Source organism: Streptomyces sp. NPDC001157 (assembly GCF_053598255.1).
Genome location: NZ_JBSFJW010000011.1, coordinates 140,207 through 160,354, shown reverse-complemented (window position 1 = coordinate 160,354; position 20,148 = coordinate 140,207). Strand labels below are relative to the sequence as shown.

At 69.8% G+C, this 20,148-nt stretch carries 19 protein-coding genes, 1 tRNA gene and 1 pseudogene; 5 read left to right on the top strand and 16 right to left on the bottom strand.

Features of this window, described 5'->3' with window-relative positions:
- Window positions 1-6: 6 nt before the first annotated feature.
- Both ACWDAG_RS21540 and ACWDAG_RS21535 read right to left on the bottom strand, forming a co-directional pair.
- Window positions 7-219 carry a hypothetical protein gene (locus tag ACWDAG_RS21540; protein WP_450697194.1) on the bottom strand — a complete coding sequence of 71 codons (213 nt, stop codon included), beginning with the start codon at window positions 217-219 and terminating at the stop codon, window positions 7-9.
- Window positions 220-729: 510 nt separating this feature from the next.
- Window positions 730-811, bottom strand: a tRNA-Tyr gene (locus ACWDAG_RS21535).
- Between the two features lie 232 nt (window positions 812-1,043).
- Here ACWDAG_RS21535 and ACWDAG_RS21530 point away from each other — a divergent pair.
- Window positions 1,044-1,532 (top strand): YajQ family cyclic di-GMP-binding protein, encoded by a 489-nt coding sequence (locus ACWDAG_RS21530; RefSeq protein ID WP_030945172.1) that lies wholly within the window; start codon window positions 1,044-1,046, stop codon window positions 1,530-1,532.
- 139 nt (window positions 1,533-1,671) lie between these two features.
- Here ACWDAG_RS21530 and ACWDAG_RS21525 read toward each other — a convergent pair whose 3' ends face one another.
- Window positions 1,672-1,938 (bottom strand): GlsB/YeaQ/YmgE family stress response membrane protein, encoded by a 267-nt coding sequence (locus ACWDAG_RS21525; RefSeq protein ID WP_450697193.1) that lies wholly within the window; start codon window positions 1,936-1,938, stop codon window positions 1,672-1,674.
- 183 nt (window positions 1,939-2,121) lie between these two features.
- Here ACWDAG_RS21525 and ACWDAG_RS21520 point away from each other — a divergent pair, with 183 nt between their 5' ends.
- A complete protein-coding gene (locus tag ACWDAG_RS21520) occupies window positions 2,122-3,372 on the top strand; it encodes an APC family permease (protein WP_450697192.1) in 1,251 nt (416 codons plus the stop codon).
- A gap of 214 nt (window positions 3,373-3,586) precedes the next feature.
- Here ACWDAG_RS21520 and ACWDAG_RS21515 read toward each other — a convergent pair.
- The 13 genes and pseudogenes from ACWDAG_RS21515 to ACWDAG_RS21455 all read right to left on the bottom strand — a co-directional run.
- A pseudogene (locus ACWDAG_RS21515) lies at window positions 3,587-4,122 on the bottom strand (SMI1/KNR4 family protein); the annotation flags it as partial.
- 119 nt (window positions 4,123-4,241) lie between these two features.
- Window positions 4,242-4,634 carry a YccF domain-containing protein gene (locus tag ACWDAG_RS21510; protein WP_450697191.1) on the bottom strand — a complete coding sequence of 131 codons (393 nt, stop codon included), beginning with the start codon at window positions 4,632-4,634 and terminating at the stop codon, window positions 4,242-4,244.
- Window positions 4,631-5,494 carry a zinc metalloprotease HtpX gene (gene htpX / locus ACWDAG_RS21505; RefSeq protein WP_450697190.1) on the bottom strand — a complete coding sequence of 288 codons (864 nt, stop codon included), beginning with the start codon at window positions 5,492-5,494 and terminating at the stop codon, window positions 4,631-4,633. The genes ACWDAG_RS21510 and htpX overlap by 4 nt, the downstream gene beginning before the upstream one ends.
- A gap of 192 nt (window positions 5,495-5,686) precedes the next feature.
- Window positions 5,687-7,207, bottom strand: a complete 1,521-nt coding sequence (locus ACWDAG_RS21500; protein ID WP_450697189.1) for an NADH-quinone oxidoreductase subunit N — start codon at window positions 7,205-7,207, stop codon at window positions 5,687-5,689.
- Window positions 7,204-8,778: an NADH-quinone oxidoreductase subunit M gene (locus ACWDAG_RS21495; RefSeq protein ID WP_450697188.1), complete on the bottom strand. Its 1,575-nt coding sequence runs from the start codon at window positions 8,776-8,778 to the stop codon at window positions 7,204-7,206. The genes ACWDAG_RS21500 and ACWDAG_RS21495 overlap by 4 nt, the downstream gene beginning before the upstream one ends.
- A 6-nt stretch (window positions 8,779-8,784) precedes the next feature.
- Window positions 8,785-10,779 carry an NADH-quinone oxidoreductase subunit 5 family protein gene (locus tag ACWDAG_RS21490; protein ID WP_450697187.1) on the bottom strand — a complete coding sequence of 665 codons (1,995 nt, stop codon included), beginning with the start codon at window positions 10,777-10,779 and terminating at the stop codon, window positions 8,785-8,787.
- Window positions 10,776-11,156 carry an NADH-quinone oxidoreductase subunit NuoK gene (nuoK, locus tag ACWDAG_RS21485; protein ID WP_450697186.1) on the bottom strand — a complete coding sequence of 127 codons (381 nt, stop codon included), beginning with the start codon at window positions 11,154-11,156 and terminating at the stop codon, window positions 10,776-10,778. The genes ACWDAG_RS21490 and nuoK overlap by 4 nt, the downstream gene beginning before the upstream one ends.
- Entirely contained in the window at window positions 11,156-11,848 is a 693-nt protein-coding gene (locus ACWDAG_RS21480) for an NADH-quinone oxidoreductase subunit J family protein (RefSeq protein ID WP_450697257.1), read from the bottom strand. The genes nuoK and ACWDAG_RS21480 overlap by 1 nt, the downstream gene beginning before the upstream one ends.
- Before the next feature lie 35 nt (window positions 11,849-11,883).
- Window positions 11,884-12,495 (bottom strand): NuoI/complex I 23 kDa subunit family protein, encoded by a 612-nt coding sequence (locus ACWDAG_RS21475; RefSeq protein ID WP_450697185.1) that lies wholly within the window; start codon window positions 12,493-12,495, stop codon window positions 11,884-11,886.
- Window positions 12,495-13,463, bottom strand: coding sequence for a complex I subunit 1/NuoH family protein (locus tag ACWDAG_RS21470; protein WP_450697184.1), 969 nt, complete (start codon window positions 13,461-13,463; stop codon window positions 12,495-12,497). Before ACWDAG_RS21470 ends, ACWDAG_RS21475 begins: the two co-directional genes overlap by 1 nt.
- Window positions 13,460-15,139, bottom strand: coding sequence for an NADH-quinone oxidoreductase subunit C (locus ACWDAG_RS21465; protein WP_450697183.1), 1,680 nt, complete (start codon window positions 15,137-15,139; stop codon window positions 13,460-13,462). The genes ACWDAG_RS21470 and ACWDAG_RS21465 overlap by 4 nt, the downstream gene beginning before the upstream one ends.
- On the bottom strand, window positions 15,136-15,774 hold the full coding sequence (locus tag ACWDAG_RS21460; protein WP_450697182.1) for an NADH-quinone oxidoreductase subunit B: 639 nt from the start codon (window positions 15,772-15,774) through the stop codon (window positions 15,136-15,138). Before ACWDAG_RS21460 ends, ACWDAG_RS21465 begins: the two co-directional genes overlap by 4 nt.
- Entirely contained in the window at window positions 15,765-16,172 is a 408-nt protein-coding gene (locus tag ACWDAG_RS21455) for an NADH-quinone oxidoreductase subunit A (protein WP_450697181.1), read from the bottom strand. Before ACWDAG_RS21455 ends, ACWDAG_RS21460 begins: the two co-directional genes overlap by 10 nt.
- Window positions 16,173-16,423: 251 nt before the next feature.
- On the opposite strand from ACWDAG_RS21455, the gene ACWDAG_RS21450 reads away from it, so the two are divergent.
- From ACWDAG_RS21450 to ACWDAG_RS21440, 3 genes are all read left to right on the top strand, one after another.
- Window positions 16,424-17,617 carry a sensor histidine kinase gene (locus tag ACWDAG_RS21450; protein WP_450697180.1) on the top strand — a complete coding sequence of 398 codons (1,194 nt, stop codon included), beginning with the start codon at window positions 16,424-16,426 and terminating at the stop codon, window positions 17,615-17,617.
- Window positions 17,618-17,745: 128 nt separating this feature from the next.
- The gene (locus ACWDAG_RS21445) at window positions 17,746-19,104 is read left to right on the top strand and encodes a sensor histidine kinase (RefSeq protein WP_450697179.1); all 1,359 of its coding nucleotides are present in this window, start codon (window positions 17,746-17,748) and stop codon (window positions 19,102-19,104) included.
- 362 nt (window positions 19,105-19,466) lie between these two features.
- Window positions 19,467-20,126, top strand: a complete 660-nt coding sequence (locus ACWDAG_RS21440; RefSeq protein ID WP_311736815.1) for a response regulator transcription factor — start codon at window positions 19,467-19,469, stop codon at window positions 20,124-20,126.
- Window positions 20,127-20,148 lie beyond the last annotated feature (22 nt).

Below are 20,148 nucleotides of genomic sequence, written 5' to 3'. Positions count from 1 at the left end.
CTCCCCTTAGAACAAGGGCAGTTGACCAGGTATCTCCGGGACGACGTATCCGTCCAGCGACGGCTGGGCCGCGTCGAGTTGCGCCTGGCTGCGCGAGCCGGGACAGGAGACGAGTACGCCGTTCTCGCGCGCGCCGGGCGGGTCGTGACGAGCGAACCGTCCGGCGACGACGGCGATCTCGCGACGGCATTCGGGGCAGCGTCTGCGGCGAGTGGACATGGGGTCAGTGTGCCCCGGGCGGGGGCGTGTTGTGCGCGGGGCACACGCTCCGGTCCGTGCATGGGCATCGCGCGCCGCCGTGTCGGCGATACCCCCTCCCCCGCAGCCCCGGTCACCCCGAAGCCTTCACCGGGGTCCTACGAAATCCGAATACGCTTGCTTAAGTCAATCAACCGATTTGGCTTAAGGGCGTCGCGTACGCCCGATGCCACTTGTCCACGGAGGCCCGACCCATGTCCCACACCCTTCCCCGACCCGCCGCCGGGGTGGTGTCCGCAGCGCCGCGGGCCAATGCCGTCGTCGCGGCCCTGGCCTTCGGCGGGATCGTGGTCTCGTGATGCAGAGACCCTGGTGATCCCGATCATCCCGGAGCTGCCGAAGCTCCTGAACGCCCCGGCGTCCGACCGCGCCGGGCCGGAGAATGGCGTGAACGTGAGGACGACGGCCGCACATGAAGAGACCCCGGCTGGTCTGCGTTTCCGCAGACCAGCCGGGGTCTCTTCATCAAAGTGGCGGCGCCAGGATTCGAACCTGGGAAGGCTGAGCCGGCAGATTTACAGTCTGCTCCCTTTGGCCGCTCGGGCACACCGCCGGGTTTGCTGCCGTTCGAACCGCTTTTCGGCGGTGCTCCCTGGCAACGACGTAAACAATACCCGATGCCGAGGGGTGCTTCGCCACCCGATTGATCTGCGCCCGGAGGACGACGGGTGGCTAGGCTTGTCCGGATGCGGCCCGGACCACGCCGGGCTCGGCGCCCACCCCCACGTACGCCGATACGCCCCCGTACGCACCCCATCACGCACCGATACAAGGAGCCACAGGACATGGCCGACTCCAGTTTCGACATCGTCTCGAAGGTCGAGCGGCAGGAGGTCGACAACGCCCTCAACCAGGCCGCCAAGGAGATCTCGCAGCGCTACGACTTCAAGGGCGTGGGTGCCTCGATCTCGTGGTCCGGCGACAAGATCCTCATGGAGGCGAACTCCGAGGACCGGGTCAAGGCCGTCCTCGACGTCTTCCAGTCCAAGCTGATCAAGCGCGGGATCTCCCTGAAGGCGCTGGACGCGGGCGAGCCCCAGCTCTCGGGCAAGGAGTACAAGATCTTCGCGTCGATCGAGGAGGGCATCTCCCAGGAGAACGCGAAGAAGGTGGCGAAGATCATCCGGGACGAGGGCCCCAAGGGGATCAAGGCGCAGGTGCAGGGCGACGAGCTGCGCGTCAGCTCGAAGAGCCGTGACGACCTGCAGGCCGTGATCGCGCTCCTGAAGGGCAAGGACTTCGACTTCGCGCTGCAGTTCGTGAACTACCGGTGAGCCACTGATTCACCGTTGCCGACTGAAACTCACCGGCGTCGGCCGGCGTCGGCCGCCAGTCCACGAGGAAGGGTGGGCACCTGGCGGGTGCCCACCCTTCTCGCCTGCTGGCTGCGGTCCGGGGCGTGCTCGGTCGTGCTCAGTTGCGCGAGTTGCCGAACAGGATGCGGTAGACGATCAGGAGCGCGAGTGAGCCGCCTATCGCCGCGGCCCATGTCGCGCCGTCGTAGAAGTTCTTGGTGATGGGATGGTCCAGCCAGCGGGCCGAGATCCAGCCGCCGATGAACGCACCCGCGATGCCGATGAGCGTCGTGCCGATGAAGCCGCCCGGGTCGCGGCCCGGCAGCAGAAACTTGGCGATGGCTCCGGCCAACAGCCCCAGGATGATCCAGCTGATGATGGTCATGCCGTGAACCTGCCCTTCCGCACTGTGCCTGCACTTTCCGGACAGTGAGATTTCGGTCAAGATCCGCTGTGCGCCACGTGCTTGTTGCTGCTCTTGCTTGTTCTCTTGCTTGTTCGTGCTCTGTTGATGAACAGGACGTCGCAGCGGCACTCATCGGTTGCAGTGATCAGTAGGGTGCGGGACATGGCATCGACCGGTTCTGCTTCCGAACTGCGGCGCACGCTGGGCGTGGGCGACGCCGTCGTCATCGGGCTCGGCTCGATGGTGGGAGCCGGGATCTTCGCCGCCCTGGGACCCGCAGCGCGTGCGGCCGGGTCCGGGCTGCTGCTCGGCCTTGCCGTCGCCGCCGTTGTCGCCTACTGCAACGCCATGGCGTCGGCCCGGCTCGCCGCCCTGTACCCGGCCTCGGGCGGCACGTATGTGTACGGGCGTGAGCGGCTCGGCCCGTTCTGGGGTTATCTCGCAGGCTGGTCGTTCGTGGTCGGAAAAACCGCCTCCTGTGCGGCGATGGCGCTCACTGTGGGGGCGTACGTCTGGCCAGGTCAGGCGCACGCCGTGGCGGTCGCGGCCGTGGTGGCGCTGACCGCGGTGAACTACGGCGGGGTCCAGAAGTCCGCGTGGGTCACGCGGGTGATCGTGGCGGTGGTGTTGGCTGTCCTCGCTTCCGTCGTGGTGGTGTGCCTGGGGTCCGGGATGTCCGACGCGGGGCGCCTGGACGTAGGTACCTCGGGCGGTGCGGGCGGGGTGCTGCAGGCGGCCGGGCTGCTGTTTTTCGCGTTCGCCGGGTACGCACGCATTGCGACCCTGGGCGAGGAGGTACGGGATCCGGCGCGCACCATCCCGCGCGCGATCCCTTTGGCCCTGGGCATCGCGCTGGCGGTGTACGTGTGTGTGGCGGTGGCTGTCCTTTCCGTGCTGGGGGCCGACGGTCTCGGGCGTGCGGGTGCTCCGCTGGCCGACGCGGTGCGGGCGGCCGGGGTGCCGGGGCTGGTTCCGGTGGTGCGGGTGGGGGCCGCCGTGGCGGCGCTCGGTTCGCTGCTCGCCCTGATCCTGGGCGTCTCGCGGACGACGCTGGCCATGGCCCGCGACCGGCACCTTCCCGGCGCGCTGTCGGCCGTGCATCAGCGTTTCCAGGTACCGCACCGGGCCGAACTGGCCGTGGGTGCCGTGGTCGCCGCCCTGGCCGCCACGGTGGACGTACGGGGTGCGATCGGTTTCTCCTCCTTCGGTGTGCTGGCGTACTACGCCGTGGCCAACGCCTCTGCCTGGACGCTGAGTTCGGCCACGAGGGCGCGGCTGTTGCCTGCGGTGGGTCTTCTCGGGTGCGTGGTGCTGGCGTTCTCGCTGCCGGGGGTTTCCGTGGTTGTGGGCGCGGGTGTGTTGGCGGTTGGTGTGGGCGCGTATGGCGTACGTCGATGGGTGGCTGCGCGGTAGCGGGGTGGGCCGAAGGCAGTCGGGGTGGGTGGGCACCTGGGCAAGGCTTCCGGTCAGGGTGCGCGTGGTGGTCCGGTGATCAGGGCGGGGCGAGCACGCTCTTCCGGTTTTTGCCTCGCGGGATCTCCGCGACCGCCGTACTAACGGGATCGCCGCGCTGTCGTACGCATGGTGTCGGGGCTGCTAGGAGGCTCGTGCCGCCGTGGCGCGTATTGCGGAAGTCGGTCCAAGGGGCCATCTCTCGTTCCTCGTTCGTCTCCTCGTACCAGCCCGTGCCATCCACCCAGGACCTCAGCCAGGCGTTGAGGCTGGGGCGTCGACGTGCCAGGCGTCGTCGGCGTGATCGGCGCTCGACTCGAAGAGGAGGACTGGAGCTTCCGGGGTACAGCAGTCCACGCACGCGTACATCGCGCAGCCCCAGTGGGATATCGGCAGGACGCCTTCGGGCCAGGGCCAGTCGGGGTCCCTGCGGGCGCTCTCGCGATTGGCGAGGTACTGCACCACGGCGGCGGGCTCACCCGCGGGCGGGCTGTCGAGGAGAGGCAACAGGCCGTACTCCGGGCCGAATCCGCCGTCTCCTATGCCCAGGTAGAGGTCGGCGAGCAGGGGCGGGAGGGGAAAGCCCAGGGTGCTCTCCGCGCGGGCGAGCGTGGACGCGTCGGCGGGCTCCGGGAGTGAAGGCCAGCCCCAGGGGCGGGCGTTGTGTGCCTTGGTTGACACCCGTGCCGGCAACTGCTCGTTCTCGGTCATGGGTTCATGATGCAAGGCGCCACTGACAGTCGGGCCGTCCTGTGGACAACCTACGGGCTGTGGAAAACCCGGTCACTCGGATGGGGGCGAGCGGCCTGCCCCACCCTGGTCCCGGTCGCTCAGCGAGTGGCGAACGGCTGGTCCGTCGGCACGATCTCGCGGCCGAGCGGCAGCAGCGAAACCGGGATCAGCTTGAAGTTGGCGATGCCGAACGGGATGCCGATGATCGTGATGCACAGGGCAATGCCGGTGACGATGTGCGTGAGCGCGAGCCACCAGCCCGCGAGGATCAGCCACAGGACGTTGCCGACGCAGGAGGGCGCACCGGCGTCACGACGCTCGACCGTCGTGTACCCGAAGGGCCACAGGGCGTAGACACCGATGCGGAACGCCGCGATGCCGAACGGGATGCCGATGATCGTGATGCAGAGAAGAATGCCCGCGGCCAGGTAGCCGAGGAACAGCCAGAATCCGCTCAGGACGAGCCAGATGACGTTCAGGATGGTTTTCACTGGGGGCGACCTGCCATCTTCTCGAGCCGGGCGATGCGCTCCGCCATCGGCGGGTGTGTCGAGAACATCTTGGAGAGTCCCTGGCCCGGGCGGAACGGGTTCGCGATCATCATATGACTCGCGGTCTCGATGCGCGGCTCAGGCGGCAACGGCAGCTGCTTGGTACCTGCTTCGAGCTTGCGCAGCGCGCCGGCGAGCGCGAGGGGATCGCCGGTCAACTGGGCGCCGGAGGCATCGGCTTCGTATTCCCTGGAGCGGCTGATGGCCAGCTGGATGAGGGTGGCCGCGAGTGGGCCCAGGATCATGATCATCAGCATGCCGAGGATGCCCGGGCCGTCGTCGTCGTTGGAGCGGCCGACCGGGATCAGCCAGGCGAAGTTGACCAGGAACATGATCACGGAGGCCAGGGCGCCGGCGACCGACGAGATGAGGATGTCGCGGTTGTAGACGTGACTGAGCTCGTGGCCGATGACGCCGCGCAGTTCGCGCTCGTCCAGGATGCGCAGGATGCCTTCCGTGCAGCACACGGCCGCGTTGCGCGGGTTGCGGCCCGTCGCGAAGGCGTTCGGCGCCTCCGTCGGGGAGATGTACAGGCGCGGCATGGGTTGGCGAGCCTGGGTCGAGAGGTCGCGGACCATGCGGTACAGGGCGGGGGCCTCGAACTCGCTGACAGGGCGCGCGCGCATCGCGCGTAGCGCCAGCTTGTCGCTGTTCCAGTACGCGTACGCATTCGTCCCCAAAGCGATCACAACCGCGACGACGAGCCCCATGCGGCCGAAGAAGCTGCCGATGACGATGATGAGGGCGGACAGTCCTCCGAGGAGAACTGCGGTCCTTAGCCCGTTGTGCCGGCGGTGCACGGTACGCCCTCCAAGTCGTGCAGCAGGGGAACCCTTTGCTTGCTGATCTCGGTGCCACTGGTGCCGTGGTGTCACGTCCAGTGGACCCTCCCGTACTGGTCAACGCCAGGCGAGGGCCACTAGTTCCCTTGTGCGTACGGCGGCCTGCGTGGGCCGTCCGGGTGACTGCGGCCCTGGGTGGTCAACGTCGGCTCAGAAGAGGGTCGTGCCGGCGAAGCGCAGGACCAGCTGGGGTGCACCGGAAAGGACGACGCCGAGGACGCCGGTGAGGGTGAGCGCCGCCGTGAGGGGTGCCGGGAGGCGGTGCTTGACGGGCTCGCCCTCGGGGGCGCGGAACAGCAGTGCCGTCCATTGGAGGTAGTAGAAGAGGGCGATGACGACGTTGACGGCCATGACCACGGCCAGCCAGCCGAGTCCCGCGTCGACCGCCGCCGAGAACACGGTGACCTTGGCGAACAGGCCGATGATGCCCGGGGGCAGTCCGGCCAGGCAGAGCAGGAAGAAGGCCAGCAGGAGGGCGGCGACCGGATTGCTCGCGTGGAGGCCGCGGTAGTCCGTGATGCGGTTCGCGGACCTGGTACGGCCCACCAGTGCGGCCATCGCGAAGGCTCCGAGGTTCACGGCGGCGTACATGAGGGCGTAGGCGACCGTGGAACCGATCGAGTGCTCGGCGTTGTCGGAGTAGGCGGCCGCGGCGATCGGTACGAGGAGGTAGCCGGCCTGGCCGACCGACGACCAGGCCAGCAGCCGCACCGCGCTGTACGCGCGCGTGGCTTGCTGGCGCAGGGCACCGACGTTGCCGACCGTCATGGTGAGCGCGGCCAGCGCCGCGAGCGCGGGCCCCCAGACGTCGGCGTACGAGGGGAACGCGACCACCGTGACGAGGATGAGGCCGGAGAAGCCGACCGCCTTGCCGACGACCGACAAATAGGCGGCGATGGGCAGAGGCGCCCCGACGTAGGTGTCGGGGACCCAGAAGTGGAAGGGCACGGCGGCCGTCTTGAAGGCGAAGCCGACGAGGGTGAGCACGACACCGGTCTGGGCGAGCGTGTGGAGCTGTCCGTCGACGTGCTGGATCCGGTCGGCGACCTGGGTGAGGTAGAGGGTGCCGGTGGTGGCGTACACGAAGCTGATGCCCATGAGGCTGACGGCGGTCGCGGTGACCGACGACAGGAAGAACTTCAGGGCCGCTTCGGAGGACTTCTTGTCGCCGTGCCGGATGCCGACGAGGGCGAAGGCCGGCAGCGAAGCGACCTCCAGGGCGACGATCAGGGTCGCGAGGTCCCGGGAGGCGGGCAGGAGAGCGGCGCCGGCCGCGGAGGAGAGCAGCAGGAACCAGTACTCCCCTTCGGGGAGTTGTCTGTCGGCGTCCTTCAGGGCTGTCACCGACAGGAGGGCTGCGAGGAGGGCGCCGCCGAGGACCAGGAACTGGATGACGAGCGTGAAGCGGTCCGCGGTATAGCTGCACGCGTGTGTGCCGTTCACGCAGAAGGTGCTGCGGTCGCCGTCCAGGAGGGGCAGCAACAGGAACGCGGAGGCGGCGAGGCCGGCGACCGAGACCCAGCCGAGGAGTGCCTTCCTGGCGTCGGCGACGAACAGGTCGGCGACGAGGACGACGAGTCCGACGACCGCAGTGAGGGTGGGTGGCGCAATGGCGAGCCAGTCGACGGACTGGACGAGACTCGCGGCCAGCGGCTGGGCCAGGGAGCTCATCGGGTGCCTCCTGAGAGGAGCTGCTGTACGGCCGGGTCGGTCAGGCCGAGGAGGGCCTTGGGCCACAGGCCGGCGGCGACGGTGAGGGCGACGAGCGGGGTCCAGGCCGCGAACTCGTACGTGTGGACGTCGGCGAGCTGCGGCGCTTCCTGCGGTACGGCGCCCATGCAGACGCGGCGGACCACGACCAGCATGTACGCGGCGGTGAGGAGGGTACCGAAGGCCGCGATCGCCATGAAGGTGAGGAAGGCCGGGCGGCTGAGGTCGTGGGCGGGCTTGAACGCGCCGAACAGCGCCAGCATCTCGCCCCAGAATCCGGCCAGACCCGGCAGTCCGAGCGAGGCGACCGCGCCGAAGGCGAGCAGGCCGCCGAGGCGGGGGGCCTTGCCGTAGAGCGCGGCGCCGGTGTCCTCGGCGAGGGTGTCGAGGTCGGTCGTACCCGTGCGGTCCTTCAACGCACCGACCAGGAAGAACAGCAGGCCGGTGATGAGGCCGTGGGCGACGTTGGCGAACAGGGCGCCGTTCACGCCGGTCGGGGTCATGGTCGAGATGCCGAGCAGGACGAAGCCCATGTGACCGACGGAGGAGTAGGCGATGAGGCGCTTGAGATCGCCCTTCGCACCCTGCTTGGCGAGGGCCAGGCAGGCCAGGGATCCGTAGATGATCCCGACGACGGCGAAGGCGGCGAGGTAGGGCGCGAAGGTGTGGAATCCGTCCGGCGCGATCGGGAGGAGGATCCGGACGAACCCGTACGTACCCATCTTCAGCAGGACCCCGGCCAGCAGGACCGAACCGACGGTCGGTGCGGCGGTGTGGGCGTCGGGCAGCCAGCTGTGCAGCGGCCACATCGGCGTCTTGACCGCAAGCCCGATCCCGATCGCCAGAACTGCGATGACCTGCACGGATGTGGTCAGCGACCGGCCGTTGTCAGTGGCGAGTGCCACCATGTCGAATGTGCCGGCCTTGATCCCGATCAGGAGCAGGCCGAGCAGCATGACGACCGAACCGAGCAGTGTGTAGAGGATGAACCGCCAGGCGGCCTGGGTCCTGCCCTCGCCGCCCCAGCGGGCGATGAGGAAGTACATCGGGATGAGGACCATCTCGAAGGCGAGGAAGAACAGCAGCAGATCGAGGACGGCGAAGCTCGCAAGGGTGCCGGACTCGAGGACCAGCAGCAGCGCTACGAAGGCCTTCGGGGTCGGACCCGAAGGCATCTTGAAGTACGAGTAGAGCGCGCAGAGGAAGGTCAGCAGCGCGGTCAGGACCAGAAGGGGGAGGGAGATGCCGTCGATGCCGAGGTGGATCCGCACATCGAGCGCGGGAATCCAGCTGATGTCGGTCGTGGCCTGCATCTTCGACGGGTGGTCGTGGTCGAAGCCGAGCGCGAGGGCGATCGCGGCGATGAGGACCGCGCCGGTCACGGTCACGCCGTGGCGGAGCACGGCCTGCTCGGGTGACTTCCCCTTCAGTCCGGGCGGGGCGGGCAGAAGAGCGGCGACCGCCCCGAGGAGCGGGCCGACGACGACGAATGCCAGAAGGAACTGCATCACGGACTCGTTGATATCGATCACGCCTGCTCACGCTCCCGTGGCGACGAGGAGGACGGCGACCGCCAGGACGACGGTGCCGGCGAGCAGCGCGCTCACGTAGGTCTGCACATTGCCGGTCTGGGCGCGCCGTACGGCGGCACCGAGCAGACGCGGTAGGGCGCCTGCACCGCGTACGTAGGTCTCGACGACCTCGCGGTCCAGGAAGCGGACGAGACTCGCTCCGCCTTGGACCGGTCGGACGAAGAGGGCCGCGTACACGGCGTCGAGGTGGAAGCCGACGGCTGCGTGCCGGTGCAGTGGGCCGAGCAGCAGCCGTCCCGGGTCCGCCGGGTCGGGCGCGTAGGCCACTCCCCCGTAGGCGGGCGCGTGGCTGGCGATGGCCTCGGCCTCGACGAGTCCGGCGTCGCCCTCGGGGTGGGCCGCGACCGCGCCGAGCGGGACACGGGACGCAAGGGTGGTGGTGTGCCGCCAGGCCGCATAGGTGACGATGCCGCCGACCAGGGCCACACCCGTGCCGAGCACGGAGGTGGTGAGCGTCGGGGTGAGGTCGCGGCCGTCGAACCATTCGGGCAGCGAGCGGTAGGCGAGCCCCCCGAGCGCGAGGGAGGGTACGGCGAGCACCCACAGCACCACGGTCATGGTCAGCGGCTGGCGGCCGTGGTCGGGGGCCTCTGCACCCCGGCCGTGGAAGGCCAGCAGCCACAGGCGCATCGCGTACGCCGCGGTGAGTACGGCGGTGAACAGGCCCGCGAGGAGCGTGATCCAGCCTGCGGCGACGGGGGCGTGCCCCGTGTGGCCGGAGACCACGTGCTCGGCGGCGCCGAGGACGGACTCCTTGGAGAAGAAGCCGCTGAAGGGCGGGATCGCGGCGAGCGCGAGAAGCGCCACGGTCATCGTCCAGTAGGCGTCGGGGATGCGTTCACGGAGGCCTCGCATGCGGGACATGGCGGCCAGCGAGTTGGTGCCGGCGGCATGGATGATCACGCCGGCCGCGAGGAACAGCAGCGCCTTGAAGGCGCCGTGGGACAGGAGGTGGAAGACGGCGGCTGAGCGGTCGCCGACAGCGAGGGCGCCGGTCATGTAGCCGAGCTGGCCGATCGTCGAGTAGGCGAGGACGCGCTTGATGTCGTCCTGGGCGAGCGCGGCAAGACCCGAGCCGACCATCGTGACGGCGGCCATGACGGCGAGGACGACCATCGCGGCCCGGGAGGCCTCGAAGACAGGGAGGAGGCGGGCGATGAAGTAGACACCGGCGGCCACCATCGTCGCGGCGTGGATCAGCGCGGACACGGGCGTGGGGCCCGCCATCGCGTCGGGGAGCCAGGTGTGCAGCGGGAACTGCGCCGACTTGCCCGCCACGCCTGCCAGGAGCAGCAGGGCGATCAGTGTCGGGTGGTCGAGTCCGCCGCTCGCGACCGCATCGAGGACCTTGGTGATGCGGAAGGAGCCGGCGTCCGTGGCGAGGGCGAACAGGCCGATGAGGAAGGGGACGTCACCGAGCTTGGTCACCAGGAAGGCCTTGATGGAGGCGGCGCGGGCCTCCGGGGTCTCCCAGTAGTGGCCGACCAGGAAGTACGAGCAGATACCCATGATCTCCCAGCCGACCAGCAGCACGATCAGGTCGCCGGAGTAGACGACGAGCAGCATCGCGGAGGTGAAGAGGGACACCAGGGCGGCGTACGAGGGGTAGCGCGGGTCGTCGCGCAGGTAGCCCGTCGAGTAGATCTGCACGCAAGTGGCTACGACGCCGACCAGAACGGCGACGAGCGCGGCGAAGCCGTCGACGTGCAGGGCGAGTTCGATGGGGACCGAGCCGGTGGGCGTGAGCTCGGTGGCGGCGTCGATCGCCTGGTCACCGCCCTGGCGCACGGCGACCAGCACGGCCAGCACGAGGGAGGCAAGGGTCGGCAGAACAGCGAGCGGGCGGACGAAGCCGGGGGCCGTGCGCCCCAGGAGCAGGCCGGAGGCGGCGCCCAGGAACGGCAGGAGGGGGACGAGGACGGCGAGGGTGGTCGTGGTCACGCGGCGGCCTCGGCCTTCCCGGTCTCTTCCGCCGTGAGGGCGTTGCCGTCGCTCTCGTGGCCCTCGGCGCTGTCGCGAAGCTTGTCGATGTCCGAGGTGCCGCGGTTGCGGTACACGGCGAGGACGATCGCCAGGCCGATACCGATCTCGGCGGCGGCGATGGCGATGGTGAACAGGGTCAGGGCCTGGCCGGAATGCAACGTTTCCTGGGCGGCCTTGCTCAGCCAGACGTCGAAGGCGACGAGGTTGAGGTTGACGGCGTTGAGCATCAGCTCGACGGACATCAGGACCAGGATCGCGTTGCGGCGGGCGAGGACGCCGTACAGGCCGGTGCAGAAGAGGAGGGCGGAGAGGACGGCGGGATAGGCGAGGTGCATCAGCGGACGCCTTCCTGCTCGGCCGGGCTGTTTCCCTCGATCGGGTGATTACGGGAATCAGGGACAGATGGGGAACTACCGGTTGCGGCCCGGGAGTTCACAGGGGGAGAGCTCATCTCCGCCTTTGCCTTGCGGGACAGGACGATGGCGCCGACCAGGGCGGCGAGGAGGAGGACGGAGAGAGCCTCGAAGGGGAGGACCCAGTTCTGGAAGAGGCTCGCTCCGGTGACAGCCGTGGAGCCGGCGGCTGGGCCGTCCAGGTCGATCCAGGTCGTGCGAAAGGCGTCGACGACGACCCAGACCAGGGCGGCGGCCGCGGCGACGGCCACGGTGAGCGCGGCCCACCGGTTGCCGGAGTCGGCATCCGGGGAGCGGCCGATCGGGGCCTTGGTGAGCATCAGACCGAACAGGAGGAGGACGACGACGGAACCCACATAGATGAGGACCTGTACCCAGGCGATGAACTCGGCGGTGAGCAGGAGGTATTCGACGGCAAGGCCACCCAGGGTGACGACCAGCCAAAGGGCGGCATGCACCAGTTGCCGAGTGGTGACGGTGACCAGGGCTGCGCCGAAAGTGGCCAGGCCGACGAGGAGGAAGGCGATCTCGACGCCGGTCGGGGAGAGAAAGCCGTGGGTGCCGGCGGCGGCCGTGGGCGCGGTGGCGTGGGCTGCCGTCGCGTGAGCGGCCATGGCATGCACCACCGTCGCGGTGGCTGCGATGGCGGTCACGACGCACCTCCCTCGGGTTCGGTCGGCAGGACAGGCTCGGCAGGTTCGGTGGGCTCAGCCTGTGCGGCCGCAAGCTTCTCCGCGGTCTTGCGGGCCGCTGCGATCTCCTTCGGCTCCTCCGCGCCGGGGTCGAGGGCCGGCGGGGCCGGGACTGTCCACATCCACTCGCGGAGCTTGTCGCGTTCGTGGGTGAGTTCGTGGATGTCGGTCTCGGCGTATTCGAACTCCGGGGACCAGAACAAGGCGTCGAAAGGACAGACCTCGATGCAGATACCGCAGTACATGCACAGGGAGAAGTCGATGGCGAAGCGATCGAGGACGTTGCGGCTGCGTTCGCGGCCGCCGGGGGTGGCCGCCGGAACCGTCTCCTTGTGGGAGTCGATGTAGATGCACCAGTCCGGGCACTCCCGGGCGCAGAGCATGCAGACCGTGCAGTTCTCCTCGAACAAGCCGATGACGCCGCGGGTGCGGGGCGGCAGGTCGGGCTGGACGTCGGGGTACTGCTCGGTGACGGTCTTCCGCGTCATCGTGCGGAGGGTGACCGCCAGGCCCTTGGCCAGGCCGGAGCCGGGGATGCGGGACCGGGTGGGCGGGAGCGGCTCAGCCATCAGGAGATCACCACCTTGACGATGCCCGTGAGGGCGATCTGAGCGAGGGAGAGAGGAACGAGGAGGGTCCAGGAGAGTCTCTGGAGCTGGTCCTCGCGCAGGCGGGGATAGGTGACGCGGAGCCAGATCACAAGGAAGGCGAGGACGGCCGTCTTGAGCAGGGTCCAGACCCAGCCGAGGCCGTCGGCGCCCCACGGGCCGTGCCAGCCGCCCAGGAAGAGGACGGTGGTGAGGCCGCACAGGACGATGATTCCGGCGTACTCGGCGAGGAGGAACAAGGCGAAACGCAGGCCGGTGTACTCGGTGTACGCGCCGAAGATGATCTCCGAGTCGGCGACGGGCATGTCGAAGGGCGGGCGCTGGAGTTCTGCGAGACCGGCAACGAAGAAGACGATCGCGCCGACGATCTGCCAGGGCAGCCACCACCAGTGGAAGGCGTCCAGGATGCCGGGGAGGGAGACCGTGCCGGCCGCCATCGCGACGGAGGCGGCGGCGAGGAGCATCGGGAGTTCGTAGGCGAGGAGCTGCGCGGCGGTACGGAGGCCGCCGAGGAGGGAGAACTTGTTGGCGGAGGCCCAGCCGGCCATGAGGGAGCCGAGGACGCCTACGCCCATCACCGCCAGGACGAAGAAGATGCCTGCGTCCAGGACCTGACCGACCGCACCCTCGCCGGGGCCGATGGGGATCGTGAGGAGCACCAGGAGGTACGGGAGGAGGGCCACGGCGGGGGCGAGCTGGAAGATGCGGCGGTCCGCGCCCGCCGGGACGACGTCTTCCTTCTGCGCGAACTTCACGCCGTCGGCGACGAGTTGGGCCCAGCCGTGGAAGCCGCCGGCGTACATCGGACCGAGGCGGCCCTGCATGTGGGCCATGACCTTGTGCTCGGTCTGGCCGACGATCAGGGGGAAGGTGAGGAAGACGACGAACACGATCAGGAGTCGCAGGGTGACGTCCAGAGCGTCGGTCACTGCGGGCCTCCTGCACGGTCTTCGGGGTTCGCGGCCGGATCTTCCGCGGATGGATCTTCGGGGGTGGAGTGGGGTGACTTCTCGGCGGGGGCCTCCTTGGAGGAGGTCGGCCTTGTGGGGCTGTCACCCGGGGTTGCTTCGGCGGAGCCTGAACCCGCTTCGGAGTCGGCGTCGGCACCGGCGGACGGTTTCGGGGAGGGTTCAGCTCGGACCGGCGGTTCAGCAACGGGCTCAGCATCCGGGCTCGGCTCGATCGTCGGCTGCCGCTCCGGTACCGGGCTCGGCTCGCCCTCCGAGGACGACATCGTGTCCGTGCTCGGCTTCGTGTCCGCGCTCGGCTTCATTTCCGGGCTCGACTTCGTCCCAGGCCTCGGTCCAGTCTCCGAGCCTGGCCCGCTCTCCGGGGCCAGACCGTTCTCCAAGCCCGGTTCGCTCTCCGGCCTCGGTTCGCTCTCCGACGCCGACTTGTCCTCCGGCTTCGGCTCGTCCTCCGGCCTCGGCTGGCTCTCCGGCTCGTCGAAAGCCGGGCGGGCGTGGTGCCACGGGGCGTCTGCGCTGCGGGGGCCGGGTGCGGGCCGGGTGGTTGGGGTCGCCGGCGACGGGGTTCGGGTGGGCTGCGAGGCCGAGCCTTCGCTCGCGCTGCGTGTGCGTCGCGGCGTTGTCGCACCGGAGGCACCAGGCTGCCGGTCGGCCGGGGCACCCTCAGCCGAAGCCGACGCCGCCTGGCTCGCCGACCCCTCCGACGCCGAACGCGCACGCCGCGGAGCAGCCGGGGCATCGGCAAGCCCTGCGTCCGCTGCCCGACTGCTCGCACCCTCCGCCTGGCTCACCGACCCCTCCGCCGGCGAACCCGTACGCCGTGATGCAGCCGGAGACCCCGCAGCACCCTCAGCCGAACTCTCCGCCTGACTCGCCGACCCCTCCGACGCCGAGCGCGCACGCCGCGGAGCAGCCGGGGCGTCGGCAGAGGGTGGGGGCGTCGCCTGGCTCGCCGAGCCCTCCGCCGCCGAGCGGGCGCGGCGCACCGGGCGGTCGCCTGATGCGCGAGCCGGGCGGTCGGGCGAGGGGCGGCCTGCGGCTCGGGTGGGGCGGGCCGGGGCCGGAGGGAGTTGGCCCTTCAGGGGGCCCCATTCGTTCGGGTCGGGGACGCCCGGGGGGAGCATCTGGCGGCGCTTGGGGCCGCCGTGGTCGGACTCTCCGGGTTCCTTGGCGCCCGGCCAGGCCTTGGCCACGCGGGCGGCCAGCACGAAGTCCTTGCGGAGGGGGTGGCCTTCGAAGGTTTCCGGGAGGAGGAGGTGGTCCAGGGCGGGGTGGCCCTCGAAGACGACGCCGAACATTTCATGGGTCTCGCGTTCGTGCCAGGCCGCGCCCGCGTAGATGTCGACGGCGGAGGCCAGCCTCGGCGCCTCGTGCGGGACCGTGGTGCGCAGCAGCAGGCGGCGCACGGGAGACAGGGAGACGACGTGGGCCGAGACGCGGAAACCCGTGCCCGGTTCGTCGACCGCGCTCAGCCAGTCGAAGTAGGTGCACGACAGCCGGTCGCGGGCCACTTCCAGCGCTTCCAGCCAGGTGGTCGGCGGGACGTCGACCGTCAGGAGCTCGTAGGACTCCTCGGCGGTGGCCTCCGTGCCGAACAGCTCGTCGGCGGGGGCGGGGAGCCAGCCGACCGTGCTCATCGGTCCTCCCCCGAAGGAGCGTCGGGAGCCGACGGGGATCCGGCAGCCGGTGGCTTCACCAGGCCGCTCTGCAGGGCCGCCGCCGACGGGCGTGCCGGTCCCGTGCCGTACCGCTCCCCCAGCGACTCGCGGGCGATCTTCTCCTGGAGCTTCAGGATCCCCTGGAGGAGGGCCTCGGGGCGGGGCGGGCAGCCGGGGACGTAGACGTCGACCGGGATGATCTGGTCGACGCCCTTGGTGACGGAGTAGGAGTCCCAGTAGGGGCCGCCGCAGTTGCTGCAGGCGCCGAAGGAGATGACGTACTTGGGTTCCGGCATCTGTTCGTACAGGCGCTTCACGGCCGGGGCCATCTTGTCCGTGACCGTGCCGGACACGACCATCAGGTCGGCCTGGCGGGGGCCCGGTGCGAAGGGGATGACGCCGAGGCGGATGAAGTCGTGGCGGGCCATCGACGCGGCGATGAACTCGATCGCGCAGCAGGCGAGGCCGAAGTTGAAGACCCAGAGCGAGTACCGGCGGCCCCAGTTGAGGACCACCTTCATCGGCTCGGGGGCCAGGCGGGCGAGGGCGCCCAGCCGTTTCGGCTCCGGGAGGAGTACGGGCTGACCGTTGGTGTCCGGCGTCGTCACGTCCATGCCAGGACGCCCTTCTTGTATGCGTACAGCAGGCCCACGGCCAGGAAGCCGAGGAAGATGAACATCTCCACCAGTGTGGTCACGCCGTACCCGTGGGCGGCAAACACCGTCGCCCAGGGGAACAGGAAGATCGAGTCGACGGCGAAGATGACGTACAGGAAGGCGTAGACGTAGTAGCGGACCTGGGTGTGGGCCCAGCCCTCGCCGACGGGGTCGACTCCGCACTCGTACGTCAGGAGCTTCTCGGGGGTGGGGACCACGGGCCGTAGCAGTCGGCCGGCCCCGAAGGCGACCGCGACGAAGAGCACGCCGACGACGGCGAGCAGTCCGACGACCGAGTAGGACTGGAAGTAGCCCGCCGCGACGACGGCCGGATCGGCGACGGTCGGTTCCCGCACGTCCGTACCCCTCGCTCCCTGCGACTTTGATGAACGCTGCTGTTCGACGATCTGTACGCACGGGAGTCTAGGCCCTGATAAAGAGACGGTAAGCAGCCCGTCACCGCTTGGAACGTCCTTTGAGACGTCCTTGAGATGCGGGGAAGACCTAAGGGAAGCCGCCGGGGAGCCGCAGGGGTGGGGTTTTCCCCAGGGGACGGGGGCGGCCGACCTCATGGCGCGGGCGCGCGGCGCGCGGCACGCTAGCCCATATGACCGAACGACACTCGCGCCCGATGGGGGCCCCGGAAGGTGACGGCGACCGACTGCCGCCTGCCCGTTTCGCCTACGACCGGCACACCTGGAAGGAGATCGCGCATCTGCTGGCGAACCTTCCGGTGTCGCTGATCGGGTTCATCTACGTCGTGACGGTGCTGTTCACCGGCTTCTGGCTGACCGTGACGGTGGTCGGGTTCCCGCTGCTGGCCGCCGGTCTGACGGGCGCGCGGCTGCTGGGCAGGATGGAGCGGGCGCGGGCGCGGAAGCTGCTCGGGGTGCGGGTGGACGAGCCGAGCCCGCTGCCCGGACGCGGCACGGGCTTCGTCCCGCGGCTGTGGATGAGGGTGAAGGACCCGGTGGGCTGGCGCACGGTGCTGTACGACTTCATCCGGCTGCCCTGGGGGATCCTGACCTTCGTCATCACGCTGACCTCGTTGTTCGTGCTGTGGCCGGTGCTGCCGTTCATCGCGCGGGGTCTGGCCAACGCCGACCGGGCGATGGTGCGCGGGCTGCTGTCGCCCTCCGACGAGTTGGAGCGGCGTATCGCGGAGTTGGAGTCGGACCGGGGGGTCGTGGTCGACACGGCCAACGCCGATCTGCGGCGGATCGAGCGCGATCTGCACGACGGGGCGCAGGCCCGCCTGGTCAGTCTGGCGATGGGGCTGGGCCTGGCCAAGGAGAAGCTCCTGGAGGACCCCGACTCGGCGGCGGAGATGGTCGCGGAGGCGCACGGCGAGGTGAAGCTCGCACTGCAGGAGCTGCGGGACCTGGCCAGGGGGATCCATCCCGCCGTACTGACGGACCGGGGGCTCGATGCCGCGCTGTCCGCGGTCGCCTCGCGCTGCACGGTGCCCGTGAAGGTGACGGTCGATCTGGCGTCCCGGCCTGCCGCGGCCATCGAGGGCATCGCCTACTTCACCGTGTCCGAGCTGCTGCAGAACATCAGCAAGCACAGCGCGGCGAAGAACGCGTCCGTCGAGGTGTGGCGGGCGACGGACCGGCTGCTCATCCAGGTCGAGGACGACGGCCGCGGAGGTGCGCGCCTGGACGGAGGCTCGGGGATGCAGGGCCTCGCCGACCGGCTGGACGCCGTCGACGGCCTGTTCGTCATCGACTCGCCGCAGGGCGGCCCGACTGTGATCACGGCGGAGCTGCCGTGGCGCGACCGCGCTCCCGGCCAGGGGTAGGGAAAACCCCACTTCCAAGACGCCGACGGCCTCCATGGTCCGCGGACCTGCGGCGCAGCAGTGTGGGGGTACGGCAGGACAGCCGCAGCCGGACAGGGCGAACGGGACGAGTAGAACGGACGACGCCGATGGCCACGGAGTACGGACAGGGCTACGGGCACGACAGCGGGCTCGCCTTCACCGAGGGGACGCGGCGCCGGCTGCCCGCTGGGCTGCGGGCTCCGTTCGAGGGGCGCAGCTGGCGCGAGTTCGGGTATGTGCTGCTGAGCCTGCCGATCGGCATCATGCTCTTCGTCTACGCCGTCACGATGGTGTCGCTCGGGGCGGGACTTCTGGTGACGTTCCTCGGGATTCCGGTGCTGGCGGCGGGGCTGGCCGGCTGCCGCGGGTTCGGAGCGCTGGAGCGGGCGCGGGCGCGGGGGCTGCTGGGCCTTGAGGTGGCCGAACCGGAGCCGCTGCGGATGCGCAAGCCCGGGGTGATGGCCTGGATGGGGGCCGTGCTGAAGAGCGGCACCTCGTGGCGGGCGCTGCTGTATGCGCTGGTGCAGTTCCCGTGGTCGGTGTTCTCGTTCGTGGTCGCCGTCAACTTCTGGGCGTACGGCTGGGGGCTGCTGACGTATCCGCTGTGGTTCTGGCTCTTTCCGATGTACGGCGGTCAGGGCGGGCTTCAGCTGTACGGCGACGGCAGCCACAGCATCTACCTCGACAACCCCTTCGAGATCACCGTCACCGCGCTGGTGGGGCTGCTGTTCACGCTGGCCACGCCGTGGATCGTGCGGGCGCTGACCATGGTGGACCGGGTGCTGGTGCACGGGCTGCTCGGGCCGTCCCGGCTGGCGACGCGGGTGGTGGAGCTGGAGTCGGACAGGGGTGTCGTGGTGGACACGGCGGCTGCCGATCTGCGGCGGATCGAGCGGGATCTGCACGACGGGGCGCAGGCCCGGCTGGTGGCCTTGGCCATGGATCTGGGGCTGGCGAAGGAGAAGCTGGCGGAGGATCCGCGGGCGGCGGCGCAGATGGTCGACGAGGCGCACGGTGAGGTGAAGACGGCGCTGCAGGAGCTGCGGGATCTGGCGCGCGGGATTCATCCGGCCGTGCTGACGGACCGGGGGCTGGATGCGGCGCTGTCCGCTGTGGCCTCGCGGTGCACCGTGCCGGTGCAGGTGGAGGTGGATCTGGTGGAGCGGCCGGCGCCGGCGATCGAGGGGATCGCGTACTTCACGGTGTCGGAGTTGCTGCAGAACATCAGCAAGCATGCGCGGGCGACGTGGGCTGCGGTGGATGTGTGGCGGGTGGAGAACCGGCTGATGGTGCAGGTTGTGGACAACGGGGCGGGTGGGGCGGAGGCCTCCGGGGGGTCTGGGCTGAAGGGGCTTGCGGAGCGGTTGGATGCGGTGGACGGGATTCTGGTGGTGGATTCGCCGGTGGGGGGGCCTACTCGGGTGACTGCGGAGTTGCCGTGGCGGGGGGAGCGGGCGCTGGGGTGAGCGCCGGCCCTCTTTCGCCCCCGCCGGCCCTACCCTTCCCGTCCCGGGGGCGCTGCCCCTGCGGCCCCGCCAGGGGGCTCCGCCCCCTGGACCCCCGATCGGCCTGAACGGCCTCGTCCTCAAACGCCGGACGGGCTGAAAGCGCCTGCCCCGCCGAGACGTGAACGCCGGACCGGCTGAGAGTGCCCTCCCTGCCAGACGTGAACGCCCGACGGGCTGAAAATGCCTGGCCGGAAGCCGTCGTACCGTGCACGTATTCGCACTGATTCACGTTGGTCACGGGCGGTCGGGTCCGAATGCTGGAATGCTGGACTACTGGCAGAGGCAGTCGGGCTGGGGGGCCGGGGATCGTGGAGGACAGGGTGCGGGTGGTCATCGCCGAGGATTCAGTGCTGCTCAGGGAGGGGCTGACCCGGCTGTTGACCGACCGTGGACATGATGTGGTCGCCGGGGTGGGTGACGGGGACGCGCTGATCAAGACCATCACCGAGCTGGACGCGCAGGGCGAGCTGCCCGATGTCGTGGTGGCGGACGTGCGGATGCCGCCGACGCACACCGACGAAGGGGTGCGGGCGGCGGTGCAGCTGCGGAAGGCCCATCCGGGGCTCGGTGTGCTCGTGCTGTCGCAGTACGTGGAGGAGCGCTACGCCACCGAACTGCTGGCCGGTTCCAGTCATGGCGTCGGATATCTGCTCAAGGACCGGGTGGCCGAGGTCCGGGAGTTCGTGGATGCCGTGGTGCGGGTGGCCCAGGGGGGTACCGCGCTGGACCCGGAAGTGGTCGCGCAGCTGCTCGGGCGCAGCCGTAAGCAGGACGTGCTGGCCGGGCTCACCCCGCGGGAGCGGGAGGTGCTGGGGCTGATGGCCGAGGGGCGTACCAACTCGGCCATTGCGCGGCAGCTGGTCGTGAGCGACGGCGCCGTCGAAAAGCACGTCAGCAACATCTTCCTGAAGCTCGGACTGTCCCAGAGTGACGGGGATCACCGGCGCGTTCTCGCCGTCCTCACCTATCTGAACTCCTGACGGGCTGACACTGAGTCAGTAA

Bases quoted from the DNA above. Each gene is read 5' to 3' on its own strand.
- ACWDAG_RS21480 (WP_450697257.1), bottom strand. From the start codon at position 11,848: ATGGCCGCTCACGCGACGGCAGCCCACGCCACCGCGCCCACGGCCGCC.
- ACWDAG_RS21475 (WP_450697185.1), bottom strand. From the start codon at position 12,495: ATGGCTGAGCCGCTCCCGCCCACCCGGTCCCGCATCCCCGGCTCCGGC.
- ACWDAG_RS21445 (WP_450697179.1), top strand. From the start codon at position 17,746: ATGGCCACGGAGTACGGACAGGGCTACGGGCACGACAGCGGGCTCGCC.
- ACWDAG_RS21525 (WP_450697193.1), bottom strand. From the start codon at position 1,938: ATGACCATCATCAGCTGGATCATCCTGGGGCTGTTGGCCGGAGCCATC.
- ACWDAG_RS21540 (WP_450697194.1), bottom strand. From the start codon at position 219: ATGTCCACTCGCCGCAGACGCTGCCCCGAATGCCGTCGCGAGATCGCC.
- ACWDAG_RS21520 (WP_450697192.1), top strand. From the start codon at position 2,122: ATGGCATCGACCGGTTCTGCTTCCGAACTGCGGCGCACGCTGGGCGTG.
- ACWDAG_RS21530 (WP_030945172.1), top strand. From the start codon at position 1,044: ATGGCCGACTCCAGTTTCGACATCGTCTCGAAGGTCGAGCGGCAGGAG.
- ACWDAG_RS21500 (WP_450697189.1), bottom strand. From the start codon at position 7,207: ATGAGCTCCCTGGCCCAGCCGCTGGCCGCGAGTCTCGTCCAGTCCGTC.
- ACWDAG_RS21460 (WP_450697182.1), bottom strand. From the start codon at position 15,774: ATGGACGTGACGACGCCGGACACCAACGGTCAGCCCGTACTCCTCCCG.
- ACWDAG_RS21450 (WP_450697180.1), top strand. From the start codon at position 16,424: ATGACCGAACGACACTCGCGCCCGATGGGGGCCCCGGAAGGTGACGGC.
- ACWDAG_RS21465 (WP_450697183.1), bottom strand. From the start codon at position 15,139: ATGAGCACGGTCGGCTGGCTCCCCGCCCCCGCCGACGAGCTGTTCGGC.
- nuoK (WP_450697186.1), bottom strand. From the start codon at position 11,156: ATGCACCTCGCCTATCCCGCCGTCCTCTCCGCCCTCCTCTTCTGCACC.